Origin of the sequence: Roseovarius sp. MMSF_3281 (assembly GCF_030733685.1) — a bacterium.
Taxonomy (GTDB): Bacteria; Pseudomonadota; Alphaproteobacteria; order Rhodobacterales; family Rhodobacteraceae; genus Roseovarius.
Genome location: NZ_JASHIM010000013.1, coordinates 80,975 through 99,068, shown reverse-complemented (window position 1 = coordinate 99,068; position 18,094 = coordinate 80,975). Strand labels below are relative to the sequence as shown.

Annotated in this window: 15 protein-coding genes and 1 pseudogene; 11 read left to right on the top strand and 5 right to left on the bottom strand. The window is 57.8% G+C overall.

Annotated elements, in window-relative coordinates; all coding sequences use genetic code 11:
* Positions 1–39: 39 nt before the first annotated feature.
* Together RBB32_RS13305 and regB are read right to left on the bottom strand one after the other, a co-directional pair.
* Positions 40–1,557, bottom strand: a complete 1,518-nt coding sequence (locus RBB32_RS13305) for a PAS-domain containing protein (RefSeq protein ID WP_306153227.1) — start codon at positions 1,555–1,557, stop codon at positions 40–42.
* A 72-nt stretch (positions 1,558–1,629) separates the two neighbouring features.
* On the bottom strand, positions 1,630–3,018 hold the full coding sequence (gene regB, locus RBB32_RS13300) for a sensor histidine kinase RegB (protein WP_306153225.1): 1,389 nt from the start codon (positions 3,016–3,018) through the stop codon (positions 1,630–1,632).
* A gap of 91 nt (positions 3,019–3,109) precedes the next feature.
* Between regB and RBB32_RS13295 the strand changes: the two genes are divergently transcribed.
* The 5 genes from RBB32_RS13295 (at position 3,110) to RBB32_RS13275 (ending at position 8,034) form a co-directional block, all read left to right on the top strand.
* A complete protein-coding gene (locus tag RBB32_RS13295) occupies positions 3,110–3,739 on the top strand; it encodes an SCO family protein (protein WP_306153223.1) in 630 nt (209 codons plus the stop codon).
* A gap of 85 nt (positions 3,740–3,824) precedes the next feature.
* Positions 3,825–4,376, top strand: a complete 552-nt coding sequence (locus RBB32_RS13290) for an ActR/PrrA/RegA family redox response regulator transcription factor (RefSeq protein WP_306153222.1) — start codon at positions 3,825–3,827, stop codon at positions 4,374–4,376.
* A 404-nt stretch (positions 4,377–4,780) separates the two neighbouring features.
* Positions 4,781–5,749, top strand: coding sequence for an ABC transporter substrate-binding protein (locus RBB32_RS13285; protein WP_306153221.1), 969 nt, complete (start codon positions 4,781–4,783; stop codon positions 5,747–5,749).
* 195 nt (positions 5,750–5,944) lie between these two features.
* Positions 5,945–6,973 (top strand): proline/glycine betaine ABC transporter permease, encoded by a 1,029-nt coding sequence (locus RBB32_RS13280; RefSeq protein ID WP_306153220.1) that lies wholly within the window; start codon positions 5,945–5,947, stop codon positions 6,971–6,973.
* Positions 6,970–8,034, top strand: a complete 1,065-nt coding sequence (locus RBB32_RS13275) for a glycine betaine/L-proline ABC transporter ATP-binding protein (protein WP_306153219.1) — start codon at positions 6,970–6,972, stop codon at positions 8,032–8,034. The genes RBB32_RS13280 and RBB32_RS13275 overlap by 4 nt, the downstream gene beginning before the upstream one ends.
* 223 nt (positions 8,035–8,257) lie before the next feature.
* Here the strand turns inward: RBB32_RS13275 and RBB32_RS13270 are convergent, their stop codons facing one another.
* On the bottom strand, positions 8,258–9,085 hold the full coding sequence (locus RBB32_RS13270; RefSeq protein WP_306153218.1) for a M55 family metallopeptidase: 828 nt from the start codon (positions 9,083–9,085) through the stop codon (positions 8,258–8,260).
* A gap of 1 nt (position 9,086) precedes the next feature.
* A complete protein-coding gene (locus tag RBB32_RS13265; RefSeq protein ID WP_306153217.1) occupies positions 9,087–10,010 on the bottom strand; it encodes a LysR substrate-binding domain-containing protein in 924 nt (307 codons plus the stop codon).
* Between the two features lie 179 nt (positions 10,011–10,189).
* On the opposite strand from RBB32_RS13265, the gene RBB32_RS13260 reads away from it, so the two are divergent.
* From RBB32_RS13260 to RBB32_RS13235, 6 genes are read left to right on the top strand one after another with little or no spacing between them, the layout of a single operon-like run.
* A complete protein-coding gene (locus RBB32_RS13260) occupies positions 10,190–12,034 on the top strand; it encodes a dipeptide ABC transporter ATP-binding protein (protein ID WP_306153216.1) in 1,845 nt (614 codons plus the stop codon).
* A 34-nt stretch (positions 12,035–12,068) separates the two neighbouring features.
* Entirely contained in the window at positions 12,069–13,604 is a 1,536-nt protein-coding gene (locus RBB32_RS13255; protein ID WP_306153215.1) for a glutathione ABC transporter substrate-binding protein, read from the top strand.
* Positions 13,605–13,660: 56 nt separating this feature from the next.
* Positions 13,661–14,581, top strand: a complete 921-nt coding sequence (locus RBB32_RS13250) for an ABC transporter permease subunit (protein ID WP_306153214.1) — start codon at positions 13,661–13,663, stop codon at positions 14,579–14,581.
* 9 nt (positions 14,582–14,590) lie between these two features.
* A complete protein-coding gene (locus tag RBB32_RS13245) occupies positions 14,591–15,490 on the top strand; it encodes an ABC transporter permease subunit (protein ID WP_306153213.1) in 900 nt (299 codons plus the stop codon).
* Between the two features lie 6 nt (positions 15,491–15,496).
* The gene (locus RBB32_RS13240; protein WP_306153212.1) at positions 15,497–16,543 is read left to right on the top strand and encodes a P1 family peptidase; all 1,047 of its coding nucleotides are present in this window, start codon (positions 15,497–15,499) and stop codon (positions 16,541–16,543) included.
* A 13-nt stretch (positions 16,544–16,556) separates the two neighbouring features.
* Positions 16,557–17,477 (top strand): isoaspartyl peptidase/L-asparaginase family protein, encoded by a 921-nt coding sequence (locus tag RBB32_RS13235; protein WP_306153211.1) that lies wholly within the window; start codon positions 16,557–16,559, stop codon positions 17,475–17,477.
* 281 nt (positions 17,478–17,758) lie between these two features.
* Here the strand turns inward: RBB32_RS13235 and RBB32_RS13230 are convergent.
* Positions 17,759–17,902, bottom strand: a pseudogene (locus RBB32_RS13230) (IS6 family transposase); the annotation flags it as partial.
* Between the last annotated feature and the right edge of the window lie 192 nt (positions 17,903–18,094).

Below are 18,094 nucleotides of genomic sequence, written 5' to 3'. Positions count from 1 at the left end.
GCGACAGTACACGCGCCTTCGCCGCCTGCAAGGGGTCAGTCAGGCGTGTTCGGCCGTTATGGGCCGCCCGGTCACGGGGTTCAGAGGTTTGACCGACAGCATTTTTACACCCCCCGACAGCGATCGCACCCGGCATTCGGCGACCTGTCCCGACCGACCCCGCAACACCCGCTTGTGGTCCAGCCCCGCCTTGTCCGAGGCAAGGGCTTCTGCAATCTCGGCCCAATCGGCCTGTCCCAGCGGCGTATCGGCATAGGCCTTGACGATGTCCGCGGTGCTGAGATCGGCAAAACTGCTGTCCGGGTCGATGCCCAGAAGATCGGCGCAGCGTTGGTTGCAGAACATCAACAGGTTGCGCGAGTCAAAAACGGTGATTGCATCATCCATTTCGTCCATGACCAGTTGTCGCAAATCCAGTTGCGCGCGAAAGCGGCGTTTGATCGACATCTCGTCGGTGATGTCCTCGATCAGGAAGGCGACCGCGCCATCGGGGTGGGGCCGCCCGGTGATCCGGTAGGTGAGGCCCGAAGGCAGCGACCAGTTTTCCTGATACAGCCCGTCCGAGGCGCTTTTGATCATCTCAAGGATATGCGCGCGCCATTTCGCGTAACTGCGTGGCTCGGGCATGACCTGTCGGTCGCGCAACCCGTCGAAGAAGCTCATGACATGGGGGCGTGCCGTCAGGAAAGGCGCAGGCAGCGAGGTAAGTTCCAAAAGCGCGGGATTGAACAGGGCCAGTTCCTGATTGCGGTCAAACACGGCCAGCCCCGTGGTGAGATTGGCAAAGGTCTTGGTCAGGGTCTGGACAAACTTGCGCTGGGCATTCTCGGCCCGGACGAGGCCGGTGACTTCGGTGATGTAGAGCGACTGGCCGCCGGGTTGTGGTGTGCTGTGCAATTCGAAACAACGGTGACTGCCCGGTTCCTTGAGGCGCTGTACCTTTGTGTCGCTCAACTCGTCAGGTGCGATCCCTTCAAGCGCCTGTTGTGCGACGCTGTGGGGAAGGGCCTTCCACGCGGTGTTCTGCCATATCGCCCGCCCGGTATTGTCGGCCGTGCAAATGGCGTTGGGCGCGTCGCGCAATGCGCCGAGTTGCCCGGTTTGCCCCTGCGATTCGGTAATGGCGGTCAGGCGTTGCCAGGCCGTTATTATGTCTTCGCTGTGCAGCTGAATACGGGTGTTCGGCCCTCGGCGGGTTGCCGTCAGGATCATGCCGCGCGCCGCGCCTTGGGCGTGGAACCGCGCCGCCGTGTCGTCGGGCAGTTTCGCAAGCGAGTCCGGCAAGCCGGGAAAGATGGCGTGCAGCGTTTCGCGCATCTTTTTCCATTGCGTTACCCCTTCGGGTGGGTCGGCGATGGACGTCGGCGTGCCGATATCCAGATCAGCGAGTTGATCGTCGTGAAAGAGGAAATAGGCATCGGTGCCTTGGTCGCTGCTGTCCGCGCTGGGCCGAGTGCGCCGCGACAGGAGAAGCCCGGAAAGCCAAACCACGAACAGCGCCGTCACGGCGGCGGCCCCCATGAGGGCCAGAACATGGATCGGTGTGATGGCGTGCATCCTTTTCCCCTTGGGCAGACCTTGGGGAATCTTTGCGCGGTTTTGGTTAATCGCGGGTTAATTACCGATGGACTAGCGTTGTATCCGTTCGTTTTCGCCCATGGGGGCGCGGTCGCTGCGCGGTGGGGCCTCCATATGGGCGCGTGGCCAGCTGACCTCGACAAAGGCACCGGTGCGGTCTGCCAATTCCGATTGTCGCCGGAAACTGTCGGAGCCATTGGCGAAACTCAAATCCGCGCCCGAGCGTTCCAAAAGCGTTTTCGCGATGAACAGGCCAAGGCCCATGCCTTCGTATTCGGGGCGTAGGGCGTCGGGGGGGCTGTTGCGCCGGCGCACGAAGGGGTCACCGATCCGGCCCAGAACATGCGGCGGGTATCCATGCCCGTCATCCATGATGCGCACCACGATCCTGTCCTCGGTCCAGCGGCTTTCGACCCAGACCTTTTCATGCGCGAAATCCACGGCGTTCTGCACGAGGTTGCGCAACCCGTGGATCACGTCGGGGCGGCGCAGGACGGTGGGTGTTTCGCCGCTGCTTTCGCTGCCGTGTTCGAACAGGATGATTTTACCACGCTCGACATGCGGTTCGGCGGCCTCTTCGATCACGGCGGTCAAGGGCGCGCGGCGCAGCATCTGATCGCTTTTGCCTGCCCGGCCCATGGAATGCAGGATATCGCGGCAGCGGTCCGCCTGTTCGCGGATCAAAAGCGCATCCTCGCGCAGGTCGGTATTGTCGGCCAGATCCTCGGCCAGTTCCGAACTGGTCAGCTTGATGGTGGCCAATGGTGTGCCCAACTCATGGGCGGCTGCCGCCACCACGCCGCCCAGATCGGTCAGTTTCTGTTCGCGGGCCAAGGCCATTTGCGTGGCTTGCAGGGCATCGGACATCGAATGCATCTCGGACACGATCCAGCGCGAATAGACGCCCAAGAACACCACCCCGATCACGATTGCCGCCCAGTTGCCGAAGATGAAGATTTGCGGGATGCGCAGGACAAACCCCTGTTCAGTGCGCAAGGGCAGGTAAAGCTGTGTCAAAAGGGAAACGATCAAGATCGCCGTCAGCCCCAGGAACATCGTGGAGCGTGACGACAAGGCCGAGGCCGAAACAATTACGGGCCCGACGATCAGGATCGAGAACGGGTTGTTGAGGCCGCCCGTCAGATACAGGAGCAACCCCAGTTGCAGCAGGTCGAACAGCACCACCATCAAGGTTTCGCTTTCCGAAAGGCGCTTGTTCTCGGGATAAACGAAAGAGGCCACGAGGTTCGAGATAACCGCCACGCCGACGGCCAGGTAACACAAGCCGATTTCAAGATTGAGGGAATACAGCCGCTGCGCCACGATCAGGGCGCTGACTTGCCCGATGATCGCCCACCAGCGCAACAGGATCAGGGTGCGCAACCTGATCCAATTGCCACGACTGGGCGATTTGAACATATCTATCGAAGAGTCGGACATCTGCGCCTTTCCGTCCCGTTGCAACTTGGGCTGCCGATGTTAGATGTGCCACAGGACAGGCGGATTGCCTAGCTTCACGAAGGGAATTGGGATGACTCGAACCTATGCGATTGCCGCGGTGGTGGCTATCTTGGGCCTGCTTGGCGGTGTCTATTACATGACCATAGGCAGCGCGCCGGACGATCAATTCGCCCAGTGCCGTACCGGCAAGGTGGCGGGCGGTACGTCGCAGATCGGCGGGCCCTTCACCTTGGTCAGTGAAACCGGTGAGACCGTCACCGATACCGACGTCATCGACAAACCCACGCTGATCTATTTCGGGTACACCTTCTGTCCCGATGTCTGCCCCTTGGACAACTACCGCAACGCGCAGGCGGTCGAGATCCTTGAAGAGCGTGGCGAGATCGTGAAGCCGGTGTTCATCTCGGTCGATCCGGCCCGTGACACGCCCGAGGTTATGGCCGAGTACACCGATAACCTGCATCCCCGGATGCTGGGCCTGACCGGGTCGGAAGAGCAGGTCAAAGCCGCCAGCCGGGCCTATCGTACCTTTTACGAAAAGCAGGCCCCGGCCGAAGGTGCCGAGGATTACTACTTGGTGGATCATACCACGATGACCTACCTTACGCTGCCCGAGCATGGGTTCGTCGAGTTCTTTCAACGCTCGCTAGGCCCGGAACAAATGGCTGACAAGGTTCAGTGTTTCGTCGATGCCATGTAGCGGGCCGCGTTCGTTTGACGCACCCCAAAACGCGGGTTAGAACTATTCTTAAGTCCATCGAAGTGGGAACGGGAGGGGCGACGTAATGTCGGAAAACTTGCACGATCTTGGTGAGGATCGCTCGCTTCTTCTTGTCGATGACGATGAGCCTTTCCTGCGGCGTCTGGCCAAGGCCATGGAAAAGCGCGGTTTCGAAGTGGAAACCGCGGGGTCCGTGGCCGCAGGCACAGCCATTGCCACCGCCCGTCCGCCCGCCTTCGCGGTGTGCGATTTGCGGCTTGAGGATGGCAACGGGTTGGACGTGGTCGAGGTGATCCGGGAAAAGCGCCCTGACAGCCGGATCGTGGTTTTGACGGGCTATGGCGCGATTGCCACCGCGGTTGCCGCCGTCAAGATCGGGGCAACCGATTACCTGTCGAAACCCGCCGATGCGACCGATATCACCAACGCGCTTTTGGCCAAGGGCGAAGATCTGCCCCCGCCGCCCGAGAACCCGATGAGCGCGGACCGCGTTCGTTGGGAGCATATCCAGCGGGTTTACGAGCTGTGTGATCGCAACGTCTCGGAGACCGCGCGCCGGTTGAACATGCACCGCCGGACCCTGCAGCGGATCCTGGCCAAACGCAGCCCCCGGTAACCATCTTCTGTGCCCTTGGTGGCTGTTGCACGCTTCCGGCGGGCAAGCTTTCGAGTGGTTCTGCACATCCTCGTTTCTGACGACATCTGACTTTCAGATAAGAGACGGCGTAGTTCCTGCTCGGGCTTCTGTTGGTGGGCTGTTGTGGCGAGTTGTGCGCCGACAATCCTTCCTATGCACTTTAAGCATACCCGGTTTGCGCCATGTGAAAGGGAAGGGCAGTCGGGTTGCACTGTCTGAGCAAACCTGTTTCGTTTCGCCCATCACTTGCCACTCACGCCACCTGACACGCGGCTGCCACCCGGTTGCCGCAGGACCAATGTTTTGGCGTGATGGCGTCCCGTTCGCGTGGCGTTCCCTGCATGGGATCTGGCGCGTCGAACACAGATAAAGGAGATGTCGATATGAAACGTTACTTGCTGGGAACCGCGCTTGCCGTGGCAACACCGGTGGCCGCCGCCGCACAGGATTGCGGCGAGGTCTCGATCGCGGAAATGAACTGGGCCTCGGCCCAGATCGTCGTTGCAGTTTCGGAGTTTCTGCTGACACAGGGCTATTCCTGCGACGTCACGGTGGTCCCTTCGGACACCACCCCGGCCGTTACCTCGCTGTCGGAAAACAATGAGCCCGATGTTGTGCCCGAGATGTGGCCAAACTCGGCCGGCGATGCCTATGATAAGCTCAAGGAAAACGGTCGCATCGTCGAATTGACCAGTGTTCTGAACCCCGGCGGCGTCGAAGGCTGGTGGATTCCGACCTACCTTGCCGAAGAGCATCCCGAGCTGACCACCATCGAAGGCGTTCTTGAGAACCCCGACCTTGTTGGCGGCATGTTCAACAACTGCCCCGATGGCTGGGGTTGCCGGACCGTCAGCGATAACCTTGCCCGCGCTTTCGACCTCGAAGGCAATGGGATCGAGGTGTTCAATCACGGCTCGGGCGAAACCCTCGCGACCTCGATGGCCTCGGCCTATGAAAGCGAAGAGCCGTGGTTCGGGTATTACTGGGGTCCGACCACCCCGCTGGGCAAGTTCGACATGACCCGCGTCGAGCTGGGCGAGTATGACGAAGACGCGCATGCCGCCAACCAGAACCCCGACAACCCCGATCCGCAGCCTTCGGAATTCCCGACGGCGCCGATCCTGACGGTCGTTACCAAGGACTTCAACGACAACAACCCCGAGCTGGCGGAGTTCTTCAGCAAGGTGTCGTTTGAAACGTCCGAGATGAGCCAACTGCTGGCTTGGCAGGATGAGAACAACGCTTCCACCGAGGAGGCCGCTGTTTACTACCTGCAGAACAACCAAGACACCTGGAGCGAGTGGCTGAACGAAGACGCCCGCGGGAACCTGTCGAAGCTGCTGGAGCAGTAAGCACAGGCGCGTGACAACACCGGCGGGGAGCGAAGGCTTCCCGCCGGTATTCGTGTTCTTTCAACATGACTGTCCCGCGACATGCACCGGGGGGCAGTTTCGCTGCAAGAACATGCGAAGGGCCGCTTGCGACCGCGTATTTTACCCGGTCCGACAACAATCAGACGGTCCGCTCAAGATCCGGGGAAGTGATACATGGCGACATACGATTTTCTGTTCGACAAACTGGGCCTGCGGGACTGGTGTGGCGATGAGCAGGCCGGCGGCCTTAGCTCGATGGCCGACCTCATGGGGCAGGCCGGGGGTGAGAGCGAAACCTCTGTCTGGGAGCTTCCTTTTCCCTCGCTCGATGCGCTGAACGATGCCTGTAGCAGCGTTCCGCAATCGCGGGACCTGACTCGCGGGTTGGAGCGCGGTTTCCTGGATATCAAGGACAGCCTGAAGGTCGTGGTCGATCCGCTGACCCAGCCGTTGAGCTGGGCACTGGAGAACGCACTCTGGATCATGCAATCGGTGCCGTGGTGGATCATGATCCCGCTGTTGATGCTGATCACCTGGGGCGTGGGCCGGTCAGGCAAGCTGGTGGCGCTGGTCGCGGCCTGTTTCGGCTTTCTTGCCTTTATCGATTTCTACGACCACACGATGCAGACGCTGGCGATCATTTTCGTCTGCGCCTTCATATGTGTGTTGTTCGGTGTACCCATCGGTATCGCCATGTCGCGGAACGACCGGGTGCAGAAAGCGCTGATACCCGTGCTGGACATGCTTCAGACGCTGCCGCCCTTCGTCTACCTGATCCCGCTGATTTTCCTTTTCTCGGTGACCGAACCGAAACTCTACGGGATTGCCATCATCCTCTATGCCATCGTTCCGGTGGTGCGCCTGACCGATCTGGGGATACGCCTGGTGGACAAGGACGTGATCGAGGCTGCCGATGCCTTCGGCATGACCAAGCGGCAGAAGCTTTTCGGGGTTCAGATACCGCTGGCGCTGCCGAACATCATGGCCGGGGTCAACCAGACGATCATGATGAGCCTTGCGATGGTGGTTATCGCCTCGCTGGTCTCGGCGCCGGGTCTCGGGGTGCTGGTCCTGCGTGGTATCCGCAGCCTTGAATTGGGTGTCGGGCTGCTGTCCGGCCTCGGGATTGTATTGCTGGCGATTATCCTCGACCGGGTCACCAAGGCCGCGCTGGCGCGGATCAACGCGGAGCAGAAATCATGAGCGATGACATCAAGATCTCGGTGCGCAACCTTTACAAGATCTTCGGCGCGGACCCACAGGGCGCGCTGGAAAAGGTCCGCGACGGCATGGGCAAGGCCGAGCTTCAAAGCGAGACAGGCCACGTGCTTGGCCTGAACGACATCAATGTCGATATGCCCAATGGCAAGACCACGGTTATCATGGGGCTGTCGGGGTCCGGGAAATCCACCTTGATCCGCCACCTCAACCGGCTGATCGAGCCAACGGCGGGCGAGGTCCATGTGAACGGCGAAAACATCCTGGAATATAACGAGCGCCGCTTGCGGCGGCTTCGGCAGGCGGAAATGTCGATGGTGTTCCAGAAATTCGCACTTCTGCCGCACCGCACGGTGCTGGAAAATGCCGGTATGTCCTGGGCGATCGAGGGCAAGAACCGCAAGCAATACGCCGAAGAAGCCACGAAATGGCTGAACCGCGTTGGCCTTGAAGGGCAGGGAGAACAGTATCCCGCACAGCTTTCGGGCGGGATGCAGCAGCGCGTCGGGATTGCCCGGGCGCTGACCTCGAACTCGGACATCATGCTGATGGACGAGGCGTTTTCGGCGCTGGACCCCCTGATCCGCACCGATATGCAGGACTTGCTGATCGAATTGCAGGATGAACTGGCCAAGACGGTGGTGTTCATCACCCACGATCTGGACGAGGCATTGAAACTGGCCGACCACTTGGTGATCCTCAAGGATGGCTACGTGGTTCAACAAGGTGAACCGCAGGATATTCTGCTCAACCCCAATGACCCCTACATCGAGGCCTTCGTCAGCGACATCAACCGCGCCCGTGTGCTGCGGGTACGCTCGGTGATGGAGGAAACCGGCGAACCTCCAAGCGATATTGCCGGTGAGGTCGATGCCAACGATACGCTGGAGACGGTGATCGCGGCCTCGCAGGGTGATACCACCAAGAACTATCGTGTTATGCGTGGTGATCGGCAGGTTGGCGTGCTGCACATGCGCGACCTTGTCCGGGCGCTGGTTCCGCGTGAGACCGGGCAAGGGAGTGCCGAGGCTGAAATCCTAGGCTGATCAAGCAGGCAAGTCGCAAACATCAATCTTGTGCGGCGTGTTGGCGAACCCCGAGGATGAGGCTGAGACGCCCGCAGTTTGCCGGGCGCCTGCCCCGTTCAGTTTCCGCTGGCTGGTTTCGAAGGCAACGGGCGACAGCATGCCGTCGAAATTTCAGCCTAAAAGCTCCCGTCCCAACCCCTATCAGGCCACTTGAAAAAACTGGGCAATATCTGCTGGATCACTAGCGTGGCGTCAAAGCCTGAGCCACAAGAGCAAAGACGGAGAGAGAGCCAATCGCCTGTTCATATGTGTCGGAAGAAAAGGAGATCGAACGTGCGTTAAGGCGTTCGGTATGGGGTAACAGCGAGATAGCATCCGCATGAACCTGCTTCATGAACTCGACCTTTATATCCAGAGGTGGTTTGCAAGGGATATGCGGTTGTTGCTGATGAGCCTGTCGCACCGCTTCGCGCACCTCTTCTGTAATGAGTTTGCGAGCCTCCGAAGGAGACAAGCTGTCGCTGGCCTGTGCGCCAAGGGCGGTTTTGGTTTGAATTCTATGTGTGTCAGGAAACTGTTTGGCAACTTCGCCACATACTTTGTCATCGCCGCTCACGGCAAGCAGGGGAACTCCGAGTTCGGCCGCATAACCCGCGAATATCGTTGGTTCACCGGCCACGATCCCGTTGATTTCGATACGTGAAAATGCCAGTCCGCTGATCGTGTGGGCAAGAATGCCCGGTTCACCTGCCGCTGCATGATAACCGACTAGAACGATACCGTCATGATCTGGCCGCACGCCTTGAATCATTGAAAGAGGACGAGGCTTGCCGGATACAACACGGGCGCGGGGATCAAGATCCTCGACAATCATGTTGCGCATGGGGCCGTGTGAATCTGCGACTGTGATCTCTGTGGCACCGGCATCGAACGCTCCGCAGATTGCGGCGTTTGCCTCCTGTGTCATAAGGTGACGAGCCGTTTCGTATTCCGCGTTACCACGCTGACCTTGCAACGGTTCGCAAACCCCGGCCACGCCTTCGATGTCGACGGAGATGAAAATCTTCACGTTAAGTCCTCTTCATTTGGGTTTCTTGTTGCTTGGTTTCCTGTATCGCGCCCCAAACGCGTTTGATCGCGGGACGTTGCGAGTCGCGCGCACGATAAAGGCGCACCTCGAGAGGAACCTGCCAGTCTTCGCCGCCCACGACAGCCAGTTCACCATCTTCCACAGCCTCGCGCGCGCAGCTTTCGGGCAGGAGTGTTAGTGTGCCAAAAGAAATTGCGAGTCGTTTTAGGACCTCGGAGGTTGGACTTTCGCCTAGACGCTGCAGAATGAGCCCATTCTCGGCATGGTGCGCAAACAGGATGCGTTCGACCTCTGCGAAATAGCCATCGTGTGAATAGCCCATGTATGGGAAGATTCCGCCGCGATCTCCGGCGCGTGCCGGATCGTGCAGAGGTTCCCCGTGTCGATCGGTGGCCGATACCAGCACCATCGGCTCGATGGTTAGTACATGGGTCATAAACTTGGATGTCTCGACAAAAAGTGGCACTTGCGAGTGGCTGTACTGCAAGACGAGATCAATCTCTCCCTCGGCCAAATTTTGTGCCATGTCGTGGAAATTTTGTGTAGAGATATGTGTTGTCAGGTGTCCGGTCTGTGGCTCCAATTGGCGTAGCCAATTCGGAATAAAGTTCAGGTTCAACGTTGTGGCTGCTGCTATTCGCAGATCGGGTCGTTGCCCAATCTGGTTTTCCTGAAATTGCGCGCGATTTGCATAAAGTGTCGTTAGAATTGTTTCGGCGCTATCGCGGAACATGCGACCCTCGGTCGTCAACGTGACGGGGTAAGACCGTCGATCAAACAGTGACACGCCCAGCCAGGTCTCCAGCGCGCGTATCCTGCGGCTGAACGCGGGTTGAGTGACGTTACGATCTGATGATGCCTGAGAGAAGTTTCTCGTCTGGGCAAGCGCCAGGAAATCTTCCAACCATTTTGTGTCCATATCACTAGATTGTTGCTCTCAAGAAAAACGGCAAGCCTATAGTTATGCCAACTTTGCATAGTTCATGCCAAATTTGCCTTAGAAAACCTGTCAAAGTTTCGGTTTCATGATCCAAATTCTGGGCAACGTGCCAATGGTGTCGGTGTATCCGCCGGGGAGACGGAATGAACGCAGGTAATCTTTTGGAAGTCGAGGGGCTGAATGTCGGTTTCGGGCAAGGTGACAATAGTGCGCATGCGGTCAAGGATTTGTCGCTACACGTCAAGCCTGGTGAAACGGTCGCTATTGTCGGAGAATCCGGATCGGGGAAATCTGTTACTTCCTTGGCGGTGATGCGTCTTGTCGAGTTTGGCGGAGGCAGGATCGAGAGCGGCAAGATCGCCTTTCGTAAGCGTGACGGACGAGAAATCGATGTTGTAGACCTAGGTGTCGAAGAAGCGCGCAAAATGCGCGGTGACGATATAGCCATGATCTTTCAGGAGCCGATGACCTCGCTCAACCCGGTGTTCACCATCGGGGAGCAGATTATTGAAGCAGTTGTGGCCCACCAGAATACAAGCCGTACTAACGCCAATAAAATCGCGCTAGAAACACTAGAAAAGGTGCGTATCCCAGATGCGCGCCAGGTAATGAAACGTCACCCTCATCAGCTTTCCGGTGGGATGCGACAGCGCGTGATGATCGCCATGGCGTTGTCATGTCGGCCGCAGCTTCTGATCGCGGACGAGCCGACCACGGCGCTCGACGTGACGATTCAAGCTCAGATTCTGCGCCTGATCCGTGATCTTCAGGAGGAAGAGGGGATGGCGGTCCTGTTCATAACGCATGACATGGGCGTGGTCGCCGAGGTCGCGGATCGTGTTGTCGTTATGTATCGTGGTGAAAAGGTCGAAGAAGGCACCGTCGACGAAATTTTCAACACACCGCAGCATTCCTACACCCGGGCATTGCTCAAAGCTGTACCACGCCTTGGTGCAATGAAGGGTAGCGACACGCCTCTGCCCTTTGATATGCCGACTGCGGGCGAGGATATACCGCACCCAGTTCCCGCACGCGCCATCACCTATGATGCCGAGCCGCTCTTGTCCGTTCGTGGCCTGACAACAAGGTTTGACATCACCGGGGGGTTGTTGGGAAGAGTGCAGAAACGGGTCCATGCGGTCGAACACTTGAATCTCGACATCTGGCCTGGCGAAACGCTTGGTTTGGTCGGTGAATCCGGCTGTGGCAAGTCCACCACTGGTCGATCCATCCTGAAACTAGTCGAGGCCGAATCCGAGCGGTTGCGGTTCAATGGAGAAGATCTGACAAACCTTTCAGGGTCTGAACTACAAAAGCTACGCCGCGAGGTGCAATTTGTGTTCCAGGACCCTTATGCCTCGCTGAATCCCCGTTTGACGGTGGGTTATTCTATTGCCGAACCGATCTTGCTGCATGGGCTGGATAATAAGAAGAACGCCTTTGACAAGGCAGTATGGCTGCTTGAGCAAGTCGGGCTTAGTGCTAATCATGCGCACCGATATCCGCACGCCTTCTCGGGCGGACAGCGTCAGCGCATCGCGATTGCGCGTGCGCTTGCCACAGACCCAAAGTTGATTATCGCGGACGAGGCTGTTTCGGCGCTGGACGTATCAGTGCAAGCGCAGGTGGTGAACCTGTTGATGGACCTTCAAGATCGCTTTGGTCTGGCCTACCTGTTTATCAGTCATGACATGGCCGTAGTCGAACGGATCAGCCACCGGGTTGCCGTTATGTATTTGGGCCAGATTGTCGAAACCGGGACCCGCCGGGACATCTACGAGAACCCGCGCCATGCCTATACACGCCGTCTGATGGCTGCGGCTCCGGTGCCCGATCCCGCAATGCGCTCACGCGAACGTCCGCTGATCACAGGTGAAGTGCCTAGTCCGGTGCGCCCGGTCAATCAGCCGCCTACGCTCAATGAGATGCTGGAGATTGCCCCGGGTCATTTCGTGGCAAAGACCAGCGACGGGGAACTGGCAGTATAATCCAACACTTTCCAACCACAGGGAGAATAAAATCATGAGCTTTTTCAGAAAGGTGACTGCAACCGCAGCGCTTGTAGCAGGAACCGTTCTCGCAGCGCCAGCGATAGCGCAGGACGTGGGCATCGGGATGAACCAGATATTCCAGCGCATGGATCCCCACAACACCAACTACAATGTGGACTATTCCGCGGTCAACGGTGTGCTGGAGCGGCTGATCGGCTTTGATCAGAACATGCAGCTAGTGCCGCAACTCGCTACCGAATGGGAAGGGAGCGACGACGCCAAAACCTTTACCTTCAAACTGCGAGAAGGCGTGAAATTCCATGATGGAACAGATTTCAATGCCGCTGCGGTAAAGGCGAATTTCGACCGACTGGCAGACCAATCCCAGAATCTGGCGAAGAACAGCCTGTTCAAGGTGGTCGACCACGTGGAAACACCGGACAACTATACCGTTGTGATGCATTTAAAAGAGCCATTCGGTGCGATGATCAACACTGTCGCACATCCATCGGTCGTCATCCACAGTCCCAAGGCACTGGAAGAGTTTGGCCGGGATGTCGAAAAGAACCCCGTCGGCACCGGTCCGTTCAAGTTCAAGGAATGGATTCCTGGTGAACGGCTGGTTGTGGAACGTTTTGACGGCTACTGGGATGCAGAATACCCCAAGGTAGACAGCGTGACCTTCTATCCGGTTACCGAAAGTGCAACCCGTGTTTCGATGCTGCTGTCGGACGAGGTGCAGTTTGTGCACGTTCTGCCAGCTGAGTTGTCCGAACGGGTCGCGAGCAATAGTAGCTACGAAGTATTGGACGTGCCCGGTATCACGGTTTGGACCGCATCCATGAACATGCTTAAAGACCATTTCAAGGATGTGCGCGTTCGCCGGGCTTTCAACTTGGCGGTCAACCAAGAGGCGTTCGTACAGGTTGTTTATTCGGGTCACGGTGTCGTTCCGGATTCGCCGATTGCGCCCGACACGCGGTTCCACGAAACGCAGGAACCGCCACTATCCAACGACCTCGAAGAGGCGCGTCGCTTAATGAAAGAGGCGGGCTACGAAGACGGGTTCGACATCCAGATCTGGGGCACTAACAGCTCGACAGGGGTGCGCCTGTTGCAGTTCCTCAAGCAGCAACTTTCGCAGATCAACGTGAATGCGACGATCGTTCCAATGGAAGGTGCCACGCGGTCGGAAAAGGTGTTCTCGTCAATGGATCCTGACACTTCGGAATTCGACATGCTAATTGGCGGCTGGTCACCTTCGACCGGAGATGCCGACTGGCACCTACGCCCGGTTTACGCGACTGAAGGGTGGCTCCCCAAAATCTATAACATGGCGTTTTATTCGAGCGACGTTGTGGACAAAGCGATCGAGGATGCCCTGAACACTGCCGACCCCGAAAAGCGCCGCGCGGCCTATGCCATTGCGCAACAGCAGATTTGGGAAGATGCGCCGGTTGTCTGGCTGGCGATCGAGAACAAGATGGCGGGCCGCAAGAAGGGTTTGTCCGGTGTATTCCAGATGCCTGACGGCACCATGCAATATAAGCACGCGACCTTCGAATAGGTCAGATGAACCCTGACCCGGCGTGTTTGCGCCGGGTCGCCAAAGGATGAGAGCCGATGTTGAATTATTCTCTGCGCCGCGTGGCTGCACTGGTCCCGGTATTGCTGCTTATTTCGGTCTTCGTGTTCCTGTTCATACATCTGCTACCGGGTGATCCTGCTCGGCTTTTGGCCGGTGAGACAGCAACGCAAGAAGAGGTGGAAGCCATCCGCAGGGCGCTGAACCTCGACCGTCCGCTGATTTTGCAGTATTTTGACTTCTTGCGCAGCCTTTTGACGCTCGACTTGGGTACATCGTTGCGCACGGGTGAACCGGTGGCGCAAATGATCGGTCGCGCCTTCATGCCCACGTTCTGGCTGTCAATCTGTGCATTGGCCTGGTCGGTATTGTTCGGGTTGGTCGCGGGTGTGATTTCGGCCGTGCGCCGGGGTAGCGCAGGCGATCACGCAGGCATGTTTCTTGCCGTGTCGGGCATTTCCATGCCGAACTTTTGGTTGGGATTGCTGTTAATGCAGTTCTTTTCGGTCAATCTCGGCTGGCTTGGCACCAGCGGCTTCGACAGCCCTTCCGACCTGATCCTACCTTCTTTGACGCTGGGCACCGGGGTGGCCGCCGTAATGGCGCGATTTACCCGATCTGCGGTCATAGACGTGGCGCGTGAAGATTTCATCCGCACAGCCCGCGCCAAAGGCTTACGCGAACGCGTGGTGATCTGGAAGCACGCATTGCGCAACGCGCTGATCCCTGTGGTAACAATGGTGGGTCTACAATTCGGTTTCCTGTTGGGCGGCTCGATCGTCGTGGAAAAGGTATTCCGGTGGCCGGGGTTGGGTTCGCTACTTCTGGATGCCATCAACTTTCGTGACTACGCAGTCGTGCAGGCCGAAATAATGCTGTTTTCGCTGCAATTCCTTCTCATCAATCTGGTGGTTGATTTGCTTTATGCATTCATCAACCCCGCGATCCGCTACAAATAGGCTCTGACCATGGCCCATACGATTGACAACGATCCCACGGCGGCGCGCATCGAAGAAACCGCGCGCTCCCCGTTTAGCGAGTTTCGCCGACGGTTTGTCCGCCGTCGTGCCGCACTGGTCGCAGCCGTATTTCTTGCGTTGATGCTGGTGGCGGCGTTGCTGGCCCCGTGGTTGCTGCCTTATGGCCCAGATGACTTCGATTACATGAACACCCTGTCCGAACCCTCGCTGCAACACTGGGCGGGAACCGACGAGTTCGGTCGAGACATCTTTGCACGCATCCTTAATGGTGCAAAGTTGTCCATGTATATCGGTTTTGTATCGGTCACCATCGGTGCTGTACTAGGCATTCTGGCGGGGCTTTTCGGCGGCTATTACGGTGGTTGGCTGGATTCTGTCATCATGCGGGTTGCCGATGTGCTTTTTGCTTTTCCGGGTATTCTGTTGGCAATCGGCATCGTGGCCATTCTGGGGGCGGGGCTCGTGAACGTCATCATTGCTGTTGCGGTTTTCAGTGTACCTGCCTTCGCGCGTATCGTCCGATCAGGCACCCTTTCACTCAAAGAAGCAACCTATGTCGAAGCCACCCGTGCCGCGGGTGCTTCGGATTTCGTCATCATGTTCCGACATATCCTGCCTGGCGCTCTTGGCGTGGTGATTGTCTATTTCACGATGCGGATCGGCACCTCGATCCTGACTGCAACCAGCTTATCTTTTATCGGTCTAGGCGTTGAGCCTTCGGTCGCGGAATGGGGGGCCATGCTTGCCACAGGCCGCGAGTACATGATGGCGGGTGAATGGCATCTGACTTTCTTTCCGGGCTTAGCCATTTTTCTGACCGTGCTTGCCTTCAATATCCTAGGTGACGGACTGCGCGATGCGCTGGACCCCAAATTGGACGAAAGCTGAGACGACATGACTGAATTCAAGACCTTGCTGGAGGCCGGGGATTTCCGTGCCGGTCCCGGTAACGACATTTGCGATGTGACAGGAGTACGCGTAGGGCATCAAAATTTGCGGGGCGATGGGCGTTGCACCGGCGTCACCGCTATCTTGCCGCATGGTGACGACCTTTATCGAAATCCGGTGCCGGCTGGGTGCGCCGTTCTAAATGGTTTCGGAAAATCATCAGGATTGGTGCAGGTCGAAGAGCTTGGTGAGATCGAGACCCCCATTCTGTTAACCAACACCTTTGGCGTGGGCTCCTGCGCGAACGCTTTAATCCGGCAGGCGATTGGCCAGAATCCCGGGATCGGGCGAGGGCAGGCGACGGTGAACCCTCTGGTACTGGAATGCAATGACGGCAAGGTAAACGACATCCAGCAACTCGCCGTGTCCGAGGCCGATGCGGAAAGCGCCATCTCTGCGGCAGGTGATGCCTTCCAGCAGGGTGCGGTCGGTGCTGGCAGCGGGATGAAGACCTTTGGATTCGCCGGGGGTATTGGTAGCGCTTCGCGCCATGTACCGCTTGATACAGGGGATTACATGCTAGGTGCGTTGGTTTTGTCTAATTTTGGCGAAGCGGGTAGCTTGCGCGTTTTGGGCAACCGCATCACTGCGCCGGAGGCCATTGCGGAACCCGACACCGGATCAATCATCATACTATTGGCGACCGATGCTCCGATGGAGGCACGCCAGCTCACACGTCTGGCGCGGCGTAGTGCGGCGGCGCTTGGCAGACTTGGCAGCTACCTTGGCCATCAGAGTGGTGATATTGCGCTGGCTTTTTCGACCGCCAACCGGATCGAGCGCGGCTCGCAGGAACTGCATCCGATCCAGCGGCTCTGCGAAAGCCGCATGAACAGCTTTTTCAAAGCCGGTGTCGAGACAGTCGAAGCCGCGATTCTTGGGGCGTTGTGGCACAGTACACCTCAACAGGGATACGACGGAACGCGCCTGCCGGGTTTCCGGGAGACATATCAACGGCACTTCCAGGATAAACAATCGGTTATTTCCGCCTAATGAAGGACAGACTATGACCTATTCTCTTGCGATCCATGGTGGGGCTGGGACGATTCTTAAATCCCTCATGACGCCCGAGCGCGAAGCCGCATTTCATGCTGGCCTCGCCCGGGCGCTGATGGCAGGAGAAGAGGTGTTGCGTGACGGCGGTTTGGCGCTTGACGCAGTGGTCGCCTCGGTATCCGTGCTTGAGGACGACCCGCTGTTCAACGCAGGGCGGGGTGCGGTTTTCACTTCTAATGGTGAGCAGGAGATGGACGCCGCTGTAATGGAAGGCCAAACGCGCAAGGCTGGTGCTGTCGCCGGAGTTTGCGGTCCGCGCAACCCGGTTCAGCTTGCGCGCGCAATAATGCAGCGGACTGAGCACGTCATGCTGATTGGTCCGAACGCGCTGGATATTGCCCGGGCCGAAGGGTTGGCGTTGGAAGACAAGCACTATTTCTTTACCCAAACGCGGTGGGATGCACTGCAAGAGACGCTTAAGTTGCGCGCCGAAGGGAAGGAGCCTGACGACCCGGCCCGCCGCCATGGCACGGTGGGCGCGGTGGCGCGCGATGTCCGCGGTACGTTGGCAGCGGCAACATCAACCGGAGGCATGACCGCCAAAGCACCCGGCCGGGTGGGCGACACGCCCGTGATTGGAGCAGGTACTTTTGCGGATAACGATACATGTGCGGTTTCTTGCACCGGCCATGGAGAAGTATTTATTCGCTGGAACGCAGCTGCCGAAATTGCCGCACGCATGAGGTATGCGCACGAAACACTCCAGCAGGCTGCGGATCATATCGTGCATACAGTTCTCGCGCCTAACGACGGTTCAGGTGGGTTGGTTGCTATTGATCGGGATGGCAATGTCACGATGCCATTCAACTCCCCGGGGATGTATCGCGGCGTTGTAAGTTCGCAGGCAAAAGCTGAGACGTTTATCTTCTGATAACACAGTCCGGAACTTCCCACGCTTAAGTATAATGGGATGAACTACCCGGAGTGACCCCTTCGGGACGCACACCAAGGCTTGTAAATATTGACCGGATCGTGGTTCTGATCAAGAGACACCGCCAGCACATTACCGCCAAGGGACAGGCCCCCGCATGTTGTTGGCGAACAGCACTAGACTGTCTCACCCGATCGCATGCTGTGTTTTAATAGTCTAAGGGGGATCGCCAACTTATTTCGCACTGAGCGCAAAAGTCCCGCCTGGCTTTGATCACACAGTCATTTTGGAGCATAGCAGTGCCAGACATTAACGGCATCGGATCTAGTGTCACGGTATGAGATGGCGGAAAGGCGATAGCGGCGGGGTCTAAAAATCGTGTTGCTCTGGTCATGGGCGGCGAGGAAACTCTTTGACAGTGTTTGCCCGCAGGCAGAGATTTGAATTGGGCGACTGTGAATGCATTGGATTTTGCCATGAAATTGACCTCAGTATTATCTACGTTCTGGCGTAACACTGCCCGGCTCATTCGAGGACGTGATGAGGCATTAAGTCATTGATATTTAATGAATATTAATTCTGGTGACATCCAGCGTGAACCTATGTCACAAGAAGAA

What these genes read in the sequence shown, in the direction of transcription:
- RBB32_RS13275 (WP_306153219.1), top strand. Translation starts at nt 6,970, where the DNA reads ATGAGCGATGACATCAAGATCTCGGTGCGCAACCTTTACAAGATCTTC.
- RBB32_RS13295 (WP_306153223.1), top strand. Translation starts at nt 3,110, where the DNA reads ATGACTCGAACCTATGCGATTGCCGCGGTGGTGGCTATCTTGGGCCTG.
- RBB32_RS13250 (WP_306153214.1), top strand. Translation starts at nt 13,661, where the DNA reads ATGTTGAATTATTCTCTGCGCCGCGTGGCTGCACTGGTCCCGGTATTG.
- RBB32_RS13285 (WP_306153221.1), top strand. Translation starts at nt 4,781, where the DNA reads ATGAAACGTTACTTGCTGGGAACCGCGCTTGCCGTGGCAACACCGGTG.
- RBB32_RS13290 (WP_306153222.1), top strand. Translation starts at nt 3,825, where the DNA reads ATGTCGGAAAACTTGCACGATCTTGGTGAGGATCGCTCGCTTCTTCTT.
- regB (WP_306153225.1), bottom strand. Translation starts at nt 3,018, where the DNA reads ATGTCCGACTCTTCGATAGATATGTTCAAATCGCCCAGTCGTGGCAAT.
- RBB32_RS13245 (WP_306153213.1), top strand. Translation starts at nt 14,591, where the DNA reads ATGGCCCATACGATTGACAACGATCCCACGGCGGCGCGCATCGAAGAA.
- RBB32_RS13255 (WP_306153215.1), top strand. Translation starts at nt 12,069, where the DNA reads ATGAGCTTTTTCAGAAAGGTGACTGCAACCGCAGCGCTTGTAGCAGGA.
- RBB32_RS13280 (WP_306153220.1), top strand. Translation starts at nt 5,945, where the DNA reads ATGGCGACATACGATTTTCTGTTCGACAAACTGGGCCTGCGGGACTGG.
- RBB32_RS13235 (WP_306153211.1), top strand. Translation starts at nt 16,557, where the DNA reads ATGACCTATTCTCTTGCGATCCATGGTGGGGCTGGGACGATTCTTAAA.
- RBB32_RS13260 (WP_306153216.1), top strand. Translation starts at nt 10,190, where the DNA reads ATGAACGCAGGTAATCTTTTGGAAGTCGAGGGGCTGAATGTCGGTTTC.
- RBB32_RS13305 (WP_306153227.1), bottom strand. Translation starts at nt 1,557, where the DNA reads ATGCACGCCATCACACCGATCCATGTTCTGGCCCTCATGGGGGCCGCC.
- RBB32_RS13240 (WP_306153212.1), top strand. Translation starts at nt 15,497, where the DNA reads ATGACTGAATTCAAGACCTTGCTGGAGGCCGGGGATTTCCGTGCCGGT.